The sequence below is a fragment of the Halobellus rufus genome (assembly GCF_000739575.1).
GTDB lineage: Archaea > Halobacteriota > Halobacteria > Halobacteriales > Haloferacaceae > Haloquadratum > Haloquadratum rufum.
This window is the reverse complement of sequence record NZ_BBJO01000022.1, coordinates 1-14,873: the sequence shown is the minus strand read 5'-3', so window position 1 is coordinate 14,873 and position 14,873 is coordinate 1. Positions and strand designations below refer to the sequence as shown.

The following is a 14,873-nucleotide window of genomic DNA, read 5'->3' as shown; positions in this document are numbered from 1 at the left end:
AAATGCTCCCGACGATGCGATCCGATTACCGATTATACATACTTGCTTCCATTCCCGAAATTATTTTACTCTTTCATATAGTCACTTTGTGTGCTATAGTTAGTCATAGCACTGATAGACGGTCGACGCGACGTAGTGTACTGAAAGCAACCGGTGTTGGAGTGGGAGCGGCACTAGTGGGATGTCTCGGAAGCAGCGCAACGGCCTCTGTACACGACGAGGTTATGGGAGAAGAAGGTGAAGTGTGGGGATCCCCAAGACAACAGATCGCTTACAACATCGTGAAAGAAGTCGACGGGCGAGTCCCGATGCGTAACGGACTGGATCTAGCTGCCAACGTGTACCGTCCAGAGGAAGCCGGTGAATATCCAGTAATAATGGGATTTACCCCGTACGGAAAAGACATCTACTGGGGAGACGGTCGTGTTTAGTTAAGGATGAAGAGTGAGGCGGGATGATTTCTTGGTGATCTATGCCAGAAATCGCCCGCCTCAGTGGACGCACGGACTGGATTGATTTGGATTTTGTGGAACGACAGCGGACACCCGAGCGAGCGATGAAACTTGGTATTCAATTGCAGTTAGCGGGCCTGTCGCTGTCGAATACCGTCTCAATCCTCGAAGAGTTGGGTGTCAAGCGATCGCGCAAAGCAATTCACGACTGGGTCCAAAAGGCTGATCTACAGCCCACAGAGGGTCGAAGCCCGAATCACGTTGCGGTCGACGAAACTGTGATTCGAATCAACGATCAGCAATTCTGGCTGTACGCTGCAGCCGATCCCGACACAAACGATCTGCTGCATCTGCGACTGTTTTCAACGACAACGACTGTATTGACCGAGATCTTCCTACGTGAACTTCGCCAGAAACACGATGTCGAATCCGCCGTGTTTCTGGTCGATGGCGCTCAACACCTCCAAACTGCGCTGGCCAGAGCAGCACTCCGATTTCAAACTGAACGGAATGGAAATCGGAATGCCATCGAGCGAATCTTTCGAGAGCTCAAGCGTCGAACGTCCTCGTTCTCAAACTGTTTCAGCCACGTTGAGCTGCAAACCGCCGAAAAGTGGCTTCAAGCATTTGCCGCCTGGTTCAATGCTCCAAACTAAACACGACCGGGGAGACGCCCCAGAGATTTTTACTGATCTCGACGGGAACCCTGCCAACTGGCCGGGACACGGCGTGGGATATTCACCGTGGAGTCCCCCAGTCGCGGAATCGTGCGCGTTCGAAGCGGAGGATCACAACTACTGGGTTCCGCAGGGATACGTCGTCGTGGTTGTCGACGCGAGAGGAAGCTGGCGGTCACCGGGCGAAGGAGGAGCGGTGGGCCGGGATATGTACGACGCCATCGAGTGGGCCGGAGAGCAAGAGTGGAGTAACGGGAACGTGGGACTAAGTGGCGTTTCTGCGCTGTCCATATACCAGTACAACGTGACCCGGCTGGATCCGCCACACTTGAAAGCCATCTGCCCGTGGGAGGGATCGCCATTCGGATACGTTCGACACGGCGGCGTCGGTCCGCAGACATCGCCGCCCATCTTCCAGATATTCACGCCCCCGCACGAGCCTGCCTGGGATGCGCCGAGTGATACTAATCCTCCAGAGGGCATGGACAGAACGGAGGACGAGCTGTTTGAACAGGTCACACAACCGGCGCTTATCTGCGGATCGTGGTCGAGCCACGGACTCTTCGGTCGTGGCGACTTCAGGGCCTTCCGACAGATCTCCTCGGAACACAAGTGGCTCTATAACCACGGTCGGGAGAAGTGGGCCTCGTTCTACGAGACGGAGGCGCAAGCCTTCCGGAAACTGTTCTTCGACCATTTCCTGAAGGGTACCGACGACAGGATACTCGACGTTCCGCCGGTCAGAGTAGAGGTCCGTGATACCCTTCGGAACTGGTCTGTGCACGGCGAAGACGACTTTCCGATTCCGCGAACGGAGTACCGGAGACTGTACCTCGATGCAGAAGGCGGTGAGTTGGTCGACGAGGCTCCAGAGGACGAAAGCGAGGTAAGCTACGACTCGACCGAACCGGAAAGCGGAATCTTCGAGTTTACGTTCCAAGAAGATACTGCGCTGATCGGCTATCAGAGTCTGAAACTTTGGATCACCCCGGAGGATGCGAGCGACGCCGACCTCTTTGTCACCGTGCGGAAGTTAGATCGTGATGGTGATGAGGTGGAATTCACCGGATACGGTGCCCCGTTACATTATCCCGTCGCACTCGGATGGTTACGACTCTCCGAAAGAGAACTCGACAAGGAGAAGTCCACCGACTGGGAGCCGTATCTCTCGTACGGCGACTCCCCGGACGAAGTGGACCCAGGTGATCCCGTCGAGTGCCACGTACCAATACTACCCTCCGGCACCTGGTTCAGCGAAGGAGAGACGCTGCAGGTGGAGGTTTCTGGTTCATTCCTTGGACAGGAGGAACTGGAAGTGACGTATCCTGCGGAAGAGAAGGGACAGACCCCGTTTGAGTGGGAGTCAGTAAATGAAGGCGAACACACAATTCACACAGGAGGAGATTACGGCTCCTACCTTGTGATTCCTGAGGTTCCGCCGGAAGACGACGTCCCAGGTAGAGGCCCCCCGTCCGAGAATCAGGGACGAGGTTCTCCCTCCAGGACATCAGACTGAGACTCCGAAAATGGACTCCCTCATCTGAGGGAATCATTATCTGTCGAAGTCACCAATGGGGTTGAACGCGTTTTCATCACCATAATTTATTTGTATTCGGCCGCTCACTTTTCCTATGAAGTATGACGTATGAGAACGTTGAGGAGATGGTGAGCGATGCTGATAACATCGCTCAGATGTTTCGTGATATGGATCTGGAACACTCGATCTGGAATCACCCTGATCAGTCGTACTCCTTTCCGGACGAGTTCACAAACTGGATCGAGGAGCAGCGGGCGATGGCAGAGACTGCCTCTATTGTCGACCAGTCCTACCATATGGGACCGTTGTACATCCGGGGACCCGATTCGATCGACTTCTACGAGTGGGTCACGGTCAACGGCTTTGACAACTTCCGCAAGGGCGAACCGCCGATGGCGAAACACGTCGAAGTTGTCACGCCAGAGGGCTATTCCGTCCGGGACCTGATCCTCTTCTACCTCGACGAGGAGGAGTTCGTGACGTTCGGCACCCCGGTCGCGAACCACTGGATCCAGTTCAACGCCGAGACGGGCGACTACGACGTAACGGCCGACAAGCCGTACAGTCCGATAGAAGACGGCGACCCGCCGCAGTTCCGCTTCGAAGTGCAGGGTCCCGAGGCGCGGAAAATTATGAAAGAGGTGACCGACGGGGAACTGCCCGAAATCGGCTTCTTCGAGATGGATATGATCTCGATCGCAGGCCACGAGGTGTACGCGCTCGGTCACGGGATGGGCGGCACGCCGGGTCTCGAGATTTTCGGACCCTACGAGATCCACGACGAGGTCAAGGAGACTATTATGGAAGCCGGCGAGGAGTACGGCATCCGCGCGCTCGGCTCGAAGGGGTACAAGATGACGCCGCTCGAATCGGGGTGGATTCCGTTCCCGGTGCCCGCCATCTACGACAGCCCCGAAATGAAGGAGTACCGCGAGTGGCTCGATATGGACAAGATCGAGGCGAATATGTCGATAGGCGGCAGCTTCCAACCCGACGATATCTCGGAGTACTATATGGACCCGTTCGAGCGGGGTCACGGCCGCGTCGTCGATTTCGACACGGACTTCATCGGAAAGGAGGCGCTCAAGGAACGCGCGGAGAACCAGACCCGTGAGCGCGTCACCTTCGTCTGGAACGAGGAGGACGTCATCGACATCTATGCGTCGCTCTTCCGGGAGGGCGAGACGTACAAGTTCATCGATATGCCGGACAACGTTCGGCACTGGTCGAAGGCCCACTACGACCGAGTCGAAAAGGATGGCGAGCTCGTCGGCGTGACGAACTGGCAAGGCTACCTCTACAACGAGCGCGAGATGCTGGCAGTCGGGCTCATCGATACCGAGCACGCAGAGCCTGGGACCGAGGTGACGATCACCTGGGGCGAGGAGAACTCGAAGAAGCGGAAGGTAGAGCGTCACGTCGAGAAAGAAGTCCGCGCCACGGTCGCTCCCGCGCCGTACGTTCAAGGCGGTCGGCGAGACCTATGATGTTATCGTAGACAGGTCGGAACGGCCGAACGGTAAGTAGTCCTATCTAATTGGCCGAGTATTTCTCCGACTCGGCCACCTCTTCGTCCATCTATTTTCCTATATTCGACGCTTCGAGAGGCCAATGGAGCATTTTTCGTTTATACGTTTCTTTACACAGCGCCCTCGAAGATGAAATCTGTATTATACTAAATTTATAATCTTCTATCATTATTCACATACTGGTGTACTATGGCATCGAATGTCACAGGTGGAGACACCGAAGACCGCGAGCGATTTAAATGGCCGGACGAAGTGGAGATACCGGAGGAACTGGAGGGATGGGAAGACCTCTTCCCAGATTACTTCCAATTCGATCGAACGGAAGAACGATCGGACTACGAACACGAGTTCTTCTGGTTCTGGGATAAGACGCACTGCAACGAACCAGTTGCCCCGTGGGATATGGCCGTCAATGCGGAAGCGTGGCAGATGACAATGGGACAGAATCCGAGTCGAGTATTCGCCGTCCCACCGGCGATGTCGATCGAAATTCGGGTACTAGGTGGGTATATGTTCTGGGCAGCGATCGAGTGCGACGATCCGGAACTCCTTGAAGAGCGTCAACAGATCTTCGCCGAACGGAGCGAATACGTCTACGAGAATTACGACGGACTAGCGAAAGGCGTCTGGAAGCCAGCGGTCAGAGAGCTAGGTCACGAAATCCGTGACCTCCACGTCCCCGAGGAGCTCCCGAGGTACGTACCCGAGGAAACCGTCATTCAAGCAAAAGGGCAGAGTCAGGACACCCTCGCTATCGTCGAGAACTACAACCGGTTGACCGAACTGGTGTTCGAGGGGTATCAGCGCCACTTCGAGTTCCTCCATCTGTCTTTCCTAGCGTATTTGACGTTTCGGGAGACCTGCGAGAACTTATTCCCCGGAATCTCCGAAGACACCATCGGTAAGATGGTATCCGGGTTCGAACCGGATCTCATTCGCCCCGACGAAGAACTGAACGACCTCGCGGAACTGGCAGTAGAACTTGGAGACGACGTGGTGTCCGTGCTGAAATCGGATCTCGAACCCGAGGCGAAACTATCGCGGTTGGAGGAATCCGAGAATGGTCGGGAGTTCGTGGAAGCATTCAATGAGGCCAAAGACCCCTGGTTCCATCTCTCCTACGGGGACGGCCTAAGCCACAAGGACGGGTCGTGGATCGATGACCTGGTCGCACCGTTCGAACACCTTCGAGCTAAGGTTCAACGCCTTGAGGAAGGCAAGGACGTCGGCCGCGACTTCGAAAAACTACGCGAGGAGCGGAACGAATTGATCGACGAGTACCGGACCTACTGCGACTCCGAGGAGGAACTCCAACAGTTCAACCAGGCGCTCGAAACCTGCCTCAGCATTTATGAGTATGCTGAGGATCATCAATTCTGGATCGAACATTGGCTCGGAACGGAGATCTTCGCCAAGATGCGGGAGTTCGGCCAACTCGCCGCAAATGAAGGGCTCATCGAAGAACCCGATGACATCTTTATGTTCACCAAGTTCGAGGTGGCAGAACTCCTGGAAGAGGTCTGTGAAACGTGGGCGCTCGGTCCGGACGGATTCACCCCAACGAAGTGGAAGAAGATGGCTGAAAAACGGCGAGAAATCCTAGAAGCGGCGCAGGAATGGACGCCACCATCGTTCCTAGGTGAGCCGCCGGAACAGATCACCGATCCAACCCTCATTATGAGTTGGGGGATCACGACAGACAGAGTGTACAACGAACTGAAGGCGGAATCGCAGGAAGGGCCGCGGGACTCCCTTGACGGGTTCGGATCCTCGTCGGGTGTCGTCGAGGGGAACGCCCGCGTGCTGTCAAGTACAGAGGAACTCGATAAACTCGAAGACGGAGAAATCCTCGTCGCTCACTACACCAACCCAGCGTGGGCTCCCGTCTTCCCGCGTATCAACGCCGCCGTTACTGACGACGGCGGCATCACCAGCCACGCTGCGGTCGTCTGTCGAGAGTACGGCGTGCCCGCTGTTACTGGAACGGGTGCAGCAACGTCCGAAATCGAAACTGGCGATCGTATCCGTGTCGATGGCGAAGAGGGAACTGTCGAAATCGTAGAGCGGGCGGACTAGCCTCATTGTCTATTTCTCCGTTCTTCACGCCGGAAGCGGTTAATGCCGAACCAGAGATCGGAACGAACTCGGTCGGTCAGTCCAGGCCGAGATCCTGCGGGTCCACGTCCTCAGTCCAGCTAGCGAGTTCAGAGGAAGAGATGCTCCCTCGTTCGTACGCAGTAACGATCGGGTCTGGGAAACCGTACGACCGGGCCGTCTCCTGGACGCGCTCGTAAGGATACGGTATTCGGTGTGTTTCCACGTCCATCGTATCGAGGGATAAAATGGCGAATGCGGACCGCCAGTCGCCATCACGCGGTTGACCGACACTCCCGGGGTTCACAACGGTGCCGGCGTCGAACTCGCGTACGATCTGGTCGTGGGTATGGCCCAAGACGAGAACATCCCCACCATCAAGTAGTGATGGTTCGATGTCATCCAGTGTCAGGCGCCTGTTTGGTGCGTCAGGAGCACCGTGAACGACGTGTATCTGGCCGTCCGCGTAATTGGTTTCTACCGGCAGCGATTCGAGATACTGGCATTCTTCGTCGGACAGTTGGGACGCGGTCCATTCTGCCATCAGTCTCGGGATTCCCACGAATCCATCGTGGAAATCGCCAATCGCGGCCCGATCGTGGTTTCCCTGAATGGATACGATGCCTTCCTTCTGGAAGACCGAGATCGTCTCTGATGGCCACGGTCCATAGCCGACGATATCCCCGGCATGAATCCAGACATCGATCTCGGGAGCAGCATCTAGAACTGCCTCTAGCGCGGGGAGATTCGCGTGGACGTCGCTTATTAGACCAATTTTCATAGTAATCGTTATTGAGGAAGGTAATATGAAATTTGCGTAGTAGATGGTTCGTGTCGCTTACTGACTGTCGGTGAGAACGTTCACCATCTGATCGACAGCGTTGGTCGTATTCGAGGTGGCTTCGGTTGTCTCTGAATCGGAGCTCTCGGTTCCAGACTCACCGTCGTTCCAGGTCGTTTCTGGGCGACTCTGAAGGATGTAAATCGTGGAATCGTCGTCGAGACCGCCTTCGATTGCCCACTCAATGTCCTGGGGCTGTCCATAGTGCTTCTCGATTTTCTTCGCATATTCGTTCAACCGTTCGATTTCAGCGTTCGAGATACTCGCTTCCTCGCGCTTTGCTTCGGGGACCGGGACGTTCTCCACTTCAGAGTCAGTCTTCTTCGTCATCACCTGCTTCGTCGAGATATTTCGCTCGACGACAATTCCAGGCGGTTTGTCGACCAGAAAACTATCGGGGGTGACTTCCCCGGCAACGACGGATTCCCCGAGTCCCCAGTTCGATTCGATCCGAACCTTCGACCGGTCTCCGTTTGCGGGGTTTACAGTAAACATTACGCCCGACGCCCGCGCGTCCACCATCTTTTGAATGCCGACACTAATCTGGACGATGTCGTGATCGAAGCCGTTTTCCTCGCGGTACGAAATCGCCCTTGCCGTAAACAAGCTCGCTATGCAGTCGCGTACACGTTCTTTGACGTCTTCGAATCCGCTAACGTGGAGATATGTGTCCTGTTGTCCGGCAAAACTTGCATCCGGCAGATCCTCGGCGGTCGCACTAGATCGTACGGCAACCTCAAGGGATTGACCGTCGACAGCTTCCTCTAATTTATTCCACGCAACTTCAAGCGCTTCGTCTAGGTCCTCCGGGAACGGCTCCGATTTGATGGCTGACCGAATGTCCTCACCGGCATCTTCTGCCGCAGCAGCGTCTGTGAGGTCGCTGGCGTTCAATTCGTCCTGAATTATGTCCTCCAAGCCGGCACTTGCGAGAAATCGAGTATAAAAGTCGGTCGTTACGGCGAAGCCTGGAGGAACACGGACGCCTGCGGCTCTGAGTTCGCCGAGGGATGCGTTTTTGCCACCCACTAAGTCGACGGCCTCAGAGTGACAATCCTCATCATTGAATCGGATACAGTGAGGCATAGGGTAACATACTAGTCTATAGATAATGAACGTTTTGGTGGTACAGACTATATGGACGTCAACCTGCGTGGGATCGCGGGGTCCGTTACTTGAGTAACCGATGGATTGAAGTGTATTTCAATTAATAATTATATTGCTATGTCTAACCATAGCAATGGAGTTTCTCCCTCACGGAGGGAGATGCTCAAAGCTGGAGGTATCGGTATCGGTGCAGCGCTCGTCCCCTCATTAGGGAGCAGCACAGTGGTTGCATCAAACCAAGGCGACCCTACCGACCCGGACGTTGAGCAAGTATGGGAATATCGGGAGGATGGGGTAGCCCATTCGATCGTGAGTGAAACAGACGTAGCTATTCCTATGCGGGACGATCTAGAACTTGCAGCAAATATTCACCGGCCAGAAGACTCCGGAGAATATCCGGTACTGCTAGCGTTTACTGCATATGGCAAGGATATCTACTGGACGGAGGGTGAGGATGAATTCGGGATCCCTTGGCCTGGTGATGGAGTCGCGTACGAACCGTGGGGCCCGCCGATCACGGGGGCTTGTACATTTGAAGCTGAGAACCCAGAATATTGGGTACCATCTGGGTACGTCGTCATCGTTGTCGATCCGCGTGGGTTTGGTCGATCCCCGGGAACATTTACCGGCTTTTCTTCCTGGGGACGGGATATGTACGATGCAATCGAGTGGGCTGCACAGCAGGACTGGAGTAACGGAAACGTGGGCCTGAGTGGTGTTTCAATTTTATCGACATCGCAATACTATGCTGCCAACCTGAATCCACCACACCTGGAGGCTATTTGTCCGTGGGAAGGTGGTCCGTTCACTGACTACCCGACCCACGAGGGGGTAGGTCCGCAAACCTCACCTGATATCACGGGTACCTTCCCTGCCCCCAGCAATCCAGCTTGGGGGGCTCCGGAGGCTGAGAATCCCCCGGAGCCAATGGAAAAAAAGGAGGATGAATATTTCGCCGGTGTTTCAACACCCGCCCTTGTCTGCGGTACGTGGTCAAGTCAGGGGGTGTTTACTCGCCGCGATATGAGGGCATTCCGTAACATCTCGTCGGACCAGAAGTGGTTGTTCACTCACGGCCGAGGTAAATGGGCGACATTCTATCAGTCGGAAGCCCAGGTATTTCGCAAAATGTTCTTTGACCATTTCTTGAAAGGCACAGACGATAGAATTCTAAATGTCCCACCGGTGAGGATAGAAACGCGTGAGACTCTACAAAACTGGACTGTAAGTCAAGAGGAAGACTTCCCCATTCCTCGAACGGAGTACAAGAAACTCTACCTGGATGCTGGAGATGCCCGACTGGGTGACGATCCAACCAACAGTCAGAGTTCGATCAGTTACGATTCGACAGAACAGGATAGCGTGATCTTCGATTTCACCTTCGAAGAAGACACTTCGCTGATTGGATATCAGAGTCTTAAACTGTGGGTGACGCCTGAAGACGCCCCTGATGGCGATCTCTTCGTCACAATCCGGAAATTCGATACCGATGGTGAGGAAGTAAAATTCACTGGTTATGGGGCTCCATTGCAGTATCCGGTCGCCCTCGGATGGTTACGACTCTCTCGTAGAAAGCTGAACGAAGAGAAGTCCACCATCTGGGAACCGTACCTTGATTACGAGGCTGAACCCAGAGAAGTAGATCCTGGTGAAATGGTGGAGTGTCATATACCGATCCGACCTTCATCCACCCATTACAGCGAAGGTGAGACACTCCAGTTAGAGATCTCGGGCACGTACCTTGGCAAAGAGGATCTGGAAGTCCAATACCCCGCAAGAGAACCAGGCCAAACTCCGTACGCCTGGGAAACAATCAATGAGGGGGAGCATACGATTCACACTGGAGGTAATACTCCCTCTCATCTCGTAATCCCTGAGATACCATCAGACACACCTGGAAGAGGTCATACGACTGATAATCCCGGGAGAGGGCCGCCAGAAAATCCGGGCAATAACTGAAGCGACGTCAAGTTGTATGGATAGAACCTTGGGCTCTAAACAACATTCGAGGGCGAGTCCCCCCTCGCTCGTGTTTTCGAAGGTATCTCGGTCGATGGATATCGTTAAACAGAGATACGACTTCTACTGTGAAGAGTGTTAGGAGTGAAAGACACGAAAATATCGAAGGAGATACTTCATCTCTAGCCACAAAGCGGTTTGAGAACCGTATACATTGAGACGGCCAGTCTTAACTTCTGCGGAGCGTATGGGTGGTAGTACGTCTATCGTTCAACAGAGACACCTCATATATATGTTAATAAGTTGAATTGATGCCTGCGATGGACGAGTATTTCGAGGCGTTGGCGAATATTCACCGTCGCAGACTACTCGTCGCCTTACTTGACCACAACCCACAGCGGAATGATGTAACCGTAACCGTACCAGAGGACGTTTATGAGGGAGAAAAGCCGTTAGAGGTCCTTCAGACAGAATTCTACCACTCGCATCTGCCTCAATTGAAAGAAGCGGGACTCATCCGCTTGAACCGAGATACTGACGAAGTGGCAAAAGGGCCGAAGTTCGACGAAATCCGTCCGCTCCTTGAGGCGGTGCGAAACTCTGCCGACGAGTTTCCCAATGACTGGCTGTGATTGCTCAGTCTGCGTGCTCTATCTAACAGCCATTTACCAAATCGCTAGTTGAACGAAATCTCTGAGAAGCTATTGTAGTTCTTTGATGAGGGCAGCCACCGCTTGGTCAACAAGATCGCTGTCAAGACGGCCTTGCCAGAAGTCAATATCCTCGTGGTCAACGGATTGGATACCCCACGGGACGATCCAACTCTCGTCCGGTGTCCCGCCACGAAGCCAGCTCTCCTCAGGAATGGCGATGAGACCATCCATCCAAGACTTCGACGTTAGTGTTACTGCGATATACTGCTCGCCGTAGAACAGACGTCCCTGGTGATTCGAAAGAATGAGCCAGGGCCGAGTGTCCTCTTCACCTTTGAACGGGTCATCGCCGTAGACGACATCGCCACGTTCGAAAATTGGTGTCTCGCCATCGGTCACTGTTCGTTCTCCACACTCGGATGTGGTTCGCCGGGCGCGTGCTCCCGCCAAGACTCTTTATCCTCCTTGCCGAACTGTTCGTTGAACAGGGCAGTCGCTCGCTCGTAGCCACTGTATCCTTCAAGTCGATCAGTATCGTCGGTTATTGCCCAGTATGTCGCCTTGTGTTCAACGAGGCCGCGATCTTTCAGCCGCGAGAGTGCGGTACTGACTGCGCCCTCGTCAATGTCGATCTGAGAGGCGATTTCGCGGGCCTTGAACGCCCGATCCTCGTTGATAGCGAGAAATCCCAGGACTTGATCAGGGACGGAAAGATCGGCGAGTTCCCCCTCGCTCGTGTTTTCGAAGGTATCTCGGTCGATGGACATCGTTGAACAGAGATACGACTTCCACTGTGAAGAGTGTTAGGTGTGAAAGACACGAAAATACCGAAGGGGATACTTCACCTCTAGCCACAAAGCGGTTTGAGAACTATATGCATTGAGACGACCAGTCGCAACTACTGTCGGTCCTCTTTCTGCGCGAGGTCATTCGTCTCCGAGTTCCGAAAGCCGAGCTTGAATTTCCTCAGAATCCGCATCAGAGAGCGCCTCGATACCGAACTGGACGAGTAGCGGGTAGAAGTGGCGGTTCTTCTTGAACTCGTCCTGGCCCGCCTTGCGGAGCTTCAGCTGGGACTCGAGGTAAGTGTCCTCCATCTCGTCGAGGACATCGTCGGGAATGTAGATCGTCCGCCCATTCCACTCGTCCTTGATGTTCGTCTTCGTTTTGCTCGTTCCGTTCGTTTCACTCGTTGAAGTCGATTCGGTCGTTTCGGTCGATGAACTGGTTTCCACCGTTTCACTCACCTCACTCGTTTCGCTGGAATCAGCCTCGTCGTCCTCCTCTTCGTAGTTGCCCTCGATGCCGGAAGCATCGCCCCAGCCGTCGGTCATGCTTCCACCTCCTCAGGTGCGGTCTTCTCAAACGTCTCGTCAAACAGGTCGGCAATCTCGTTGAACAAATCGCGTGCATCCTCGACGCGCTGGTTCTCCTTGCCGAAGCCGAAGACGGACACACCCTCGCCAATCGACTGAGAGAGGTCGGTCCGCTTCGGGATCTCGAACACCGGGAGAGAATATGCCGACTTGATCTCCTCGATGGTGTCACGGTGCTCGGCGTTCTGCTCGACACGGTTACAGACGATGGCGAGCCGATTGATGTCTCCGTACGCCTGTTCGAGGGAACTCAGCTGCTTCGCGAAAATCTGGAGGCTGTTGGCGTTGAGCTTCTCGGGAATGACGGGGATGACGACGTTGCCGGTCGCGACCAGGGCGTTGTCGGTGAGGACGTTCAGGGATGGCGGCGTGTCGACAATGATGTAGTCGTAGTCCTTGTCGAGCTCGTCGAGAGTCATCTCCAACCGCTCGCGACTCTTCGGCGCCTCAAGCAGCGTCTGGATGTTCTTGTTGTTCGCGAGTTTCTCGCTGGCGGGAAGGATGTCGAATTCCTCGTGCTCGACGATGATGTCGTTCACCGACTCCATCTGGTCGAAGTCGAGGACGTCGAACAGCGTTGTGCGGTCGGTATCGTAGTACAGATCGTTGTAGCCAAGCGAGCAGGTGAGCCCTCCGTGGTAGTCGATGTCGACCAGGAGGACGTCGTGGTCTCGGGCAGCGAGTGCGCCGCCAGTATGAATGACGTCGGTTGTCTTCCCCGCGCCTCCCTTCTGATTCGCCACGGTGATTCGTGCGGTGTTGGTGTCGGTCATTTCTTTCGTTTGCCTCGTTGTGTTCATTCCGTTCGTTTTGGTCGTTCTGTTCGTTTGGTTCGGTGAGGGTGTTTCACTCGGTGAGAGGAATACTACGATGTTAAAACCAATTGTTCGTTTCGCTCGTTGAGGCAAATACTATCGTTACCATCAATGCATTCGTTCTATTCGTTACGTTCGTTTCACTCGTTCTGTTCATCGAGTAGAAGCCGGCCAGCTCATCCCCAACCAGTTCGTTCCTCAGAATGCGTTCAATCCATTCATTTTTTTTCGTTCTATTCGTTTTGCTCGTTGAATTCGTTATAGTCGTTCCGCGTGTTTTCAGTGGGGATCTGGACTACCTTCGAAACAAGTGGGGAGATCGTGCTTTACGGCCAGTCGAGTAAGACTTTTAACTGTTACCGGATTATTGGTAACCACCAGATGTATGAGGTGCTCGACGACACGGCGGCACAGACTATCCTCGCCATCGAGAGTGGTGACTCCATCCGCCGTGTCGCCCAACACCTCCACACGCCCTACGAAACAGTGAGACAGGCCGTCAATCGGCTGGAAGACGCAGGCTACGTTTCCTATGATGACGGCCTCACTGTAGTCGACGAGCGCGTACACGACGCAGCGCTCGAGCTCGTCGCTGCCAGCGCCGGCGTCAGTCCACCCTCCATCGAGGAAACGTACGTCATCCCACAGTTCAGTGACTGGCCGTTCGCGTTCACGCGGATCGACGCCGTCTACGTGTGGACCCAGGGCGGCTACCAGGTCGGTCGCGAGCCCAACGACTATCCACTGTTCCTCGCTGTTCGTGAGCAGGACGTCGACGCCTGGGAGACATTTTTCGAGTGGTTCGACCTCCCGACCGCATTCGAACGACAGCCCCGAGACGAGTTGGACGGACCGCTGCAGATCGTCCTCGAGCCACGCGTGTCACTCGATATTGAGCACGTCGAAGGGTACCCGGTGATCCCGAGAGCAGAGACAATCGAGTATATGCGCGAAAACTACGCCCAGTTCCAGTCGGGGCTGGCGATGCTCGACCGGATGTACGAGGACGTCGACCTCGGCGTCACGTATCGAGAGACCGAACGGGCGCAGCCATAAGCTTCAACAACCGAAGTGACGCGCTCATCGAACTGCTCGAGGAACTCACCCAAGAGGGCCATGAGTACGTCCTTGTCGGCGGTTACGCTGTCTCAGCGTTCAATGCTCGCTTCTCCACGGACCTCGATATCGTCGTCGCGCCGGACTCCAAGGCCGAGTTCGTCCAATTCCTCGAACGTCGGGACTTCGAGGAAACGGACAGTCACGCCAAGAAATGGTTCTACGACACCGAAGTAATCGAGTACGAGAAGCGGCTCACACCGCAGCAGCCGATCGGCTTCGATCTCCTGGTAAACGGACTCGGGTGTCGCCAGACGGAGGCACAGTGGTCGTTCGACTACCTGTACGACCACAGCCACCAACAGGAGGTGAGCGGGGGCACAGTGACGACGACGGCTAGAGTCATCGATGGGGCAGTCCTCGTCGCGGCAAAGCTCCACAGCGGTCGCGAAACGGACCTTCGGGACGTCCTGGCAGTGGCAGAAGAAATCGATCTCGACACTGTCACGCCTCACCTTCGGCGAGGGGACGACGATGCGCTACGGGAGCAGCTGGAGCGTGGACTGGAGATCACAGAGAGCGACGAACTCAAGCACGGGTATCGGAGTGACTTCGGGGCTTCAGCTGTCTCAGAAGAGACGGTCACCACTCTTCAAGAGTATCTGTCCGCACAGATTGACCACCTGAGCTGAAGCGGTCGGGACCCCCTTGCTCGGAAGTGAAGATAGGGCCCTTCAGCGGTGCTTGCAGTCAGTCAAAAAATTGGAGGGGCGGTGT

The 14,873-nt window shown here is 54.9% G+C and carries 15 protein-coding genes and 1 pseudogene; 10 read left to right on the top strand and 6 right to left on the bottom strand.

Annotated features, from left to right (window positions below; genetic code table 11):
- Positions 1-2: 2 nt before the first annotated feature.
- From ACP99_RS21530 to ACP99_RS09745, 6 genes and pseudogenes are all read left to right on the top strand, one after another.
- Positions 3-194, top strand: a pseudogene (locus ACP99_RS21530) (twin-arginine translocation signal domain-containing protein); the annotation flags it as partial.
- 30 nt (positions 195-224) lie between these two features.
- Entirely contained in the window at positions 225-431 is a 207-nt protein-coding gene (locus ACP99_RS20515; protein ID WP_231554268.1) for a hypothetical protein, read from the top strand.
- 41 nt (positions 432-472) lie between these two features.
- A complete protein-coding gene (locus ACP99_RS09760) occupies positions 473-1,108 on the top strand; it encodes an IS6 family transposase (protein WP_049986427.1) in 636 nt (211 codons plus the stop codon).
- The gene (locus ACP99_RS09755; RefSeq protein WP_081927387.1) at positions 1,095-2,645 is read left to right on the top strand and encodes a CocE/NonD family hydrolase; all 1,551 of its coding nucleotides are present in this window, start codon (positions 1,095-1,097) and stop codon (positions 2,643-2,645) included. Before ACP99_RS09760 ends, ACP99_RS09755 begins: the two co-directional genes overlap by 14 nt.
- Positions 2,646-2,833: 188 nt before the next feature.
- Complete coding sequence (locus ACP99_RS09750) at positions 2,834-4,153, top strand: aminomethyltransferase family protein (protein WP_197052423.1); 1,320 nt, start codon at positions 2,834-2,836, stop codon at positions 4,151-4,153.
- Between the two features lie 231 nt (positions 4,154-4,384).
- On the top strand, positions 4,385-6,271 hold the full coding sequence (locus ACP99_RS09745) for a PEP-utilizing enzyme (protein WP_081927383.1): 1,887 nt from the start codon (positions 4,385-4,387) through the stop codon (positions 6,269-6,271).
- A gap of 76 nt (positions 6,272-6,347) precedes the next feature.
- Here ACP99_RS09745 and ACP99_RS09740 read toward each other — a convergent pair whose 3' ends face one another.
- Together ACP99_RS09740 and ACP99_RS09735 are read right to left on the bottom strand one after the other, a co-directional pair.
- Positions 6,348-7,070, bottom strand: coding sequence for a metallophosphoesterase family protein (locus ACP99_RS09740; RefSeq protein WP_049986424.1), 723 nt, complete (start codon positions 7,068-7,070; stop codon positions 6,348-6,350).
- Positions 7,071-7,127: 57 nt separating this feature from the next.
- Complete coding sequence (locus ACP99_RS09735; protein ID WP_049986423.1) at positions 7,128-8,216, bottom strand: PEP/pyruvate-binding domain-containing protein; 1,089 nt, start codon at positions 8,214-8,216, stop codon at positions 7,128-7,130.
- 180 nt (positions 8,217-8,396) lie between these two features.
- On the opposite strand from ACP99_RS09735, the gene ACP99_RS19180 reads away from it, so the two are divergent.
- Together ACP99_RS19180 and ACP99_RS09730 are read left to right on the top strand one after the other, a co-directional pair.
- Positions 8,397-10,196: a CocE/NonD family hydrolase gene (locus ACP99_RS19180; RefSeq protein WP_197052422.1), complete on the top strand. Its 1,800-nt coding sequence runs from the start codon at positions 8,397-8,399 to the stop codon at positions 10,194-10,196.
- Between the two features lie 320 nt (positions 10,197-10,516).
- The gene (locus tag ACP99_RS09730) at positions 10,517-10,828 is read left to right on the top strand and encodes a DUF7344 domain-containing protein (protein WP_049986479.1); all 312 of its coding nucleotides are present in this window, start codon (positions 10,517-10,519) and stop codon (positions 10,826-10,828) included.
- 69 nt (positions 10,829-10,897) lie between these two features.
- Here ACP99_RS09730 and ACP99_RS09725 read toward each other — a convergent pair whose 3' ends face one another.
- The 4 genes from ACP99_RS09725 to ACP99_RS09710 form a co-directional block, all read right to left on the bottom strand.
- Positions 10,898-11,248 (bottom strand): type II toxin-antitoxin system PemK/MazF family toxin, encoded by a 351-nt coding sequence (locus ACP99_RS09725; RefSeq protein WP_049986422.1) that lies wholly within the window; start codon positions 11,246-11,248, stop codon positions 10,898-10,900.
- Positions 11,245-11,616: a MarR family transcriptional regulator gene (locus ACP99_RS09720; protein ID WP_049986421.1), complete on the bottom strand. Its 372-nt coding sequence runs from the start codon at positions 11,614-11,616 to the stop codon at positions 11,245-11,247. Before ACP99_RS09720 ends, ACP99_RS09725 begins: the two co-directional genes overlap by 4 nt.
- 159 nt (positions 11,617-11,775) lie before the next feature.
- On the bottom strand, positions 11,776-12,183 hold the full coding sequence (locus ACP99_RS09715) for a hypothetical protein (protein ID WP_049986420.1): 408 nt from the start codon (positions 12,181-12,183) through the stop codon (positions 11,776-11,778).
- Positions 12,180-12,998: a ParA family protein gene (locus ACP99_RS09710; RefSeq protein WP_049986419.1), complete on the bottom strand. Its 819-nt coding sequence runs from the start codon at positions 12,996-12,998 to the stop codon at positions 12,180-12,182. The genes ACP99_RS09715 and ACP99_RS09710 overlap by 4 nt, the downstream gene beginning before the upstream one ends.
- Before the next feature lie 423 nt (positions 12,999-13,421).
- Between ACP99_RS09710 and ACP99_RS09705 the strand changes: the two genes are divergently transcribed.
- A complete protein-coding gene (locus ACP99_RS09705; protein WP_049986418.1) occupies positions 13,422-14,096 on the top strand; it encodes a helix-turn-helix domain-containing protein in 675 nt (224 codons plus the stop codon).
- The gene (locus ACP99_RS21400) at positions 14,093-14,788 is read left to right on the top strand and encodes a nucleotidyltransferase family protein (protein ID WP_049986417.1); all 696 of its coding nucleotides are present in this window, start codon (positions 14,093-14,095) and stop codon (positions 14,786-14,788) included. The genes ACP99_RS09705 and ACP99_RS21400 overlap by 4 nt, the downstream gene beginning before the upstream one ends.
- The last annotated feature ends 85 nt before the right edge of the window (positions 14,789-14,873 follow it).

Excerpts from the sequence above, each read along its gene's own strand:
- ACP99_RS20515 (WP_231554268.1), top strand. The coding sequence starts at position 225 with ATGGGAGAAGAAGGTGAAGTGTGGGGATCCCCAAGACAACAGATCGCT.
- ACP99_RS09760 (WP_049986427.1), top strand. The coding sequence starts at position 473 with ATGCCAGAAATCGCCCGCCTCAGTGGACGCACGGACTGGATTGATTTG.
- ACP99_RS09755 (WP_081927387.1), top strand. The coding sequence starts at position 1,095 with ATGCTCCAAACTAAACACGACCGGGGAGACGCCCCAGAGATTTTTACT.
- ACP99_RS09750 (WP_197052423.1), top strand. The coding sequence starts at position 2,834 with ATGGATCTGGAACACTCGATCTGGAATCACCCTGATCAGTCGTACTCC.
- ACP99_RS09745 (WP_081927383.1), top strand. The coding sequence starts at position 4,385 with ATGGCATCGAATGTCACAGGTGGAGACACCGAAGACCGCGAGCGATTT.
- ACP99_RS09740 (WP_049986424.1), bottom strand. The coding sequence starts at position 7,070 with ATGAAAATTGGTCTAATAAGCGACGTCCACGCGAATCTCCCCGCGCTA.
- ACP99_RS09735 (WP_049986423.1), bottom strand. The coding sequence starts at position 8,216 with ATGCCTCACTGTATCCGATTCAATGATGAGGATTGTCACTCTGAGGCC.
- ACP99_RS19180 (WP_197052422.1), top strand. The coding sequence starts at position 8,397 with ATGCTCAAAGCTGGAGGTATCGGTATCGGTGCAGCGCTCGTCCCCTCA.
- ACP99_RS09730 (WP_049986479.1), top strand. The coding sequence starts at position 10,517 with ATGGACGAGTATTTCGAGGCGTTGGCGAATATTCACCGTCGCAGACTA.
- ACP99_RS09720 (WP_049986421.1), bottom strand. The coding sequence starts at position 11,616 with ATGTCCATCGACCGAGATACCTTCGAAAACACGAGCGAGGGGGAACTC.
- ACP99_RS09715 (WP_049986420.1), bottom strand. The coding sequence starts at position 12,183 with ATGACCGACGGCTGGGGCGATGCTTCCGGCATCGAGGGCAACTACGAA.
- ACP99_RS09710 (WP_049986419.1), bottom strand. The coding sequence starts at position 12,998 with ATGACCGACACCAACACCGCACGAATCACCGTGGCGAATCAGAAGGGA.
- ACP99_RS09705 (WP_049986418.1), top strand. The coding sequence starts at position 13,422 with ATGTATGAGGTGCTCGACGACACGGCGGCACAGACTATCCTCGCCATC.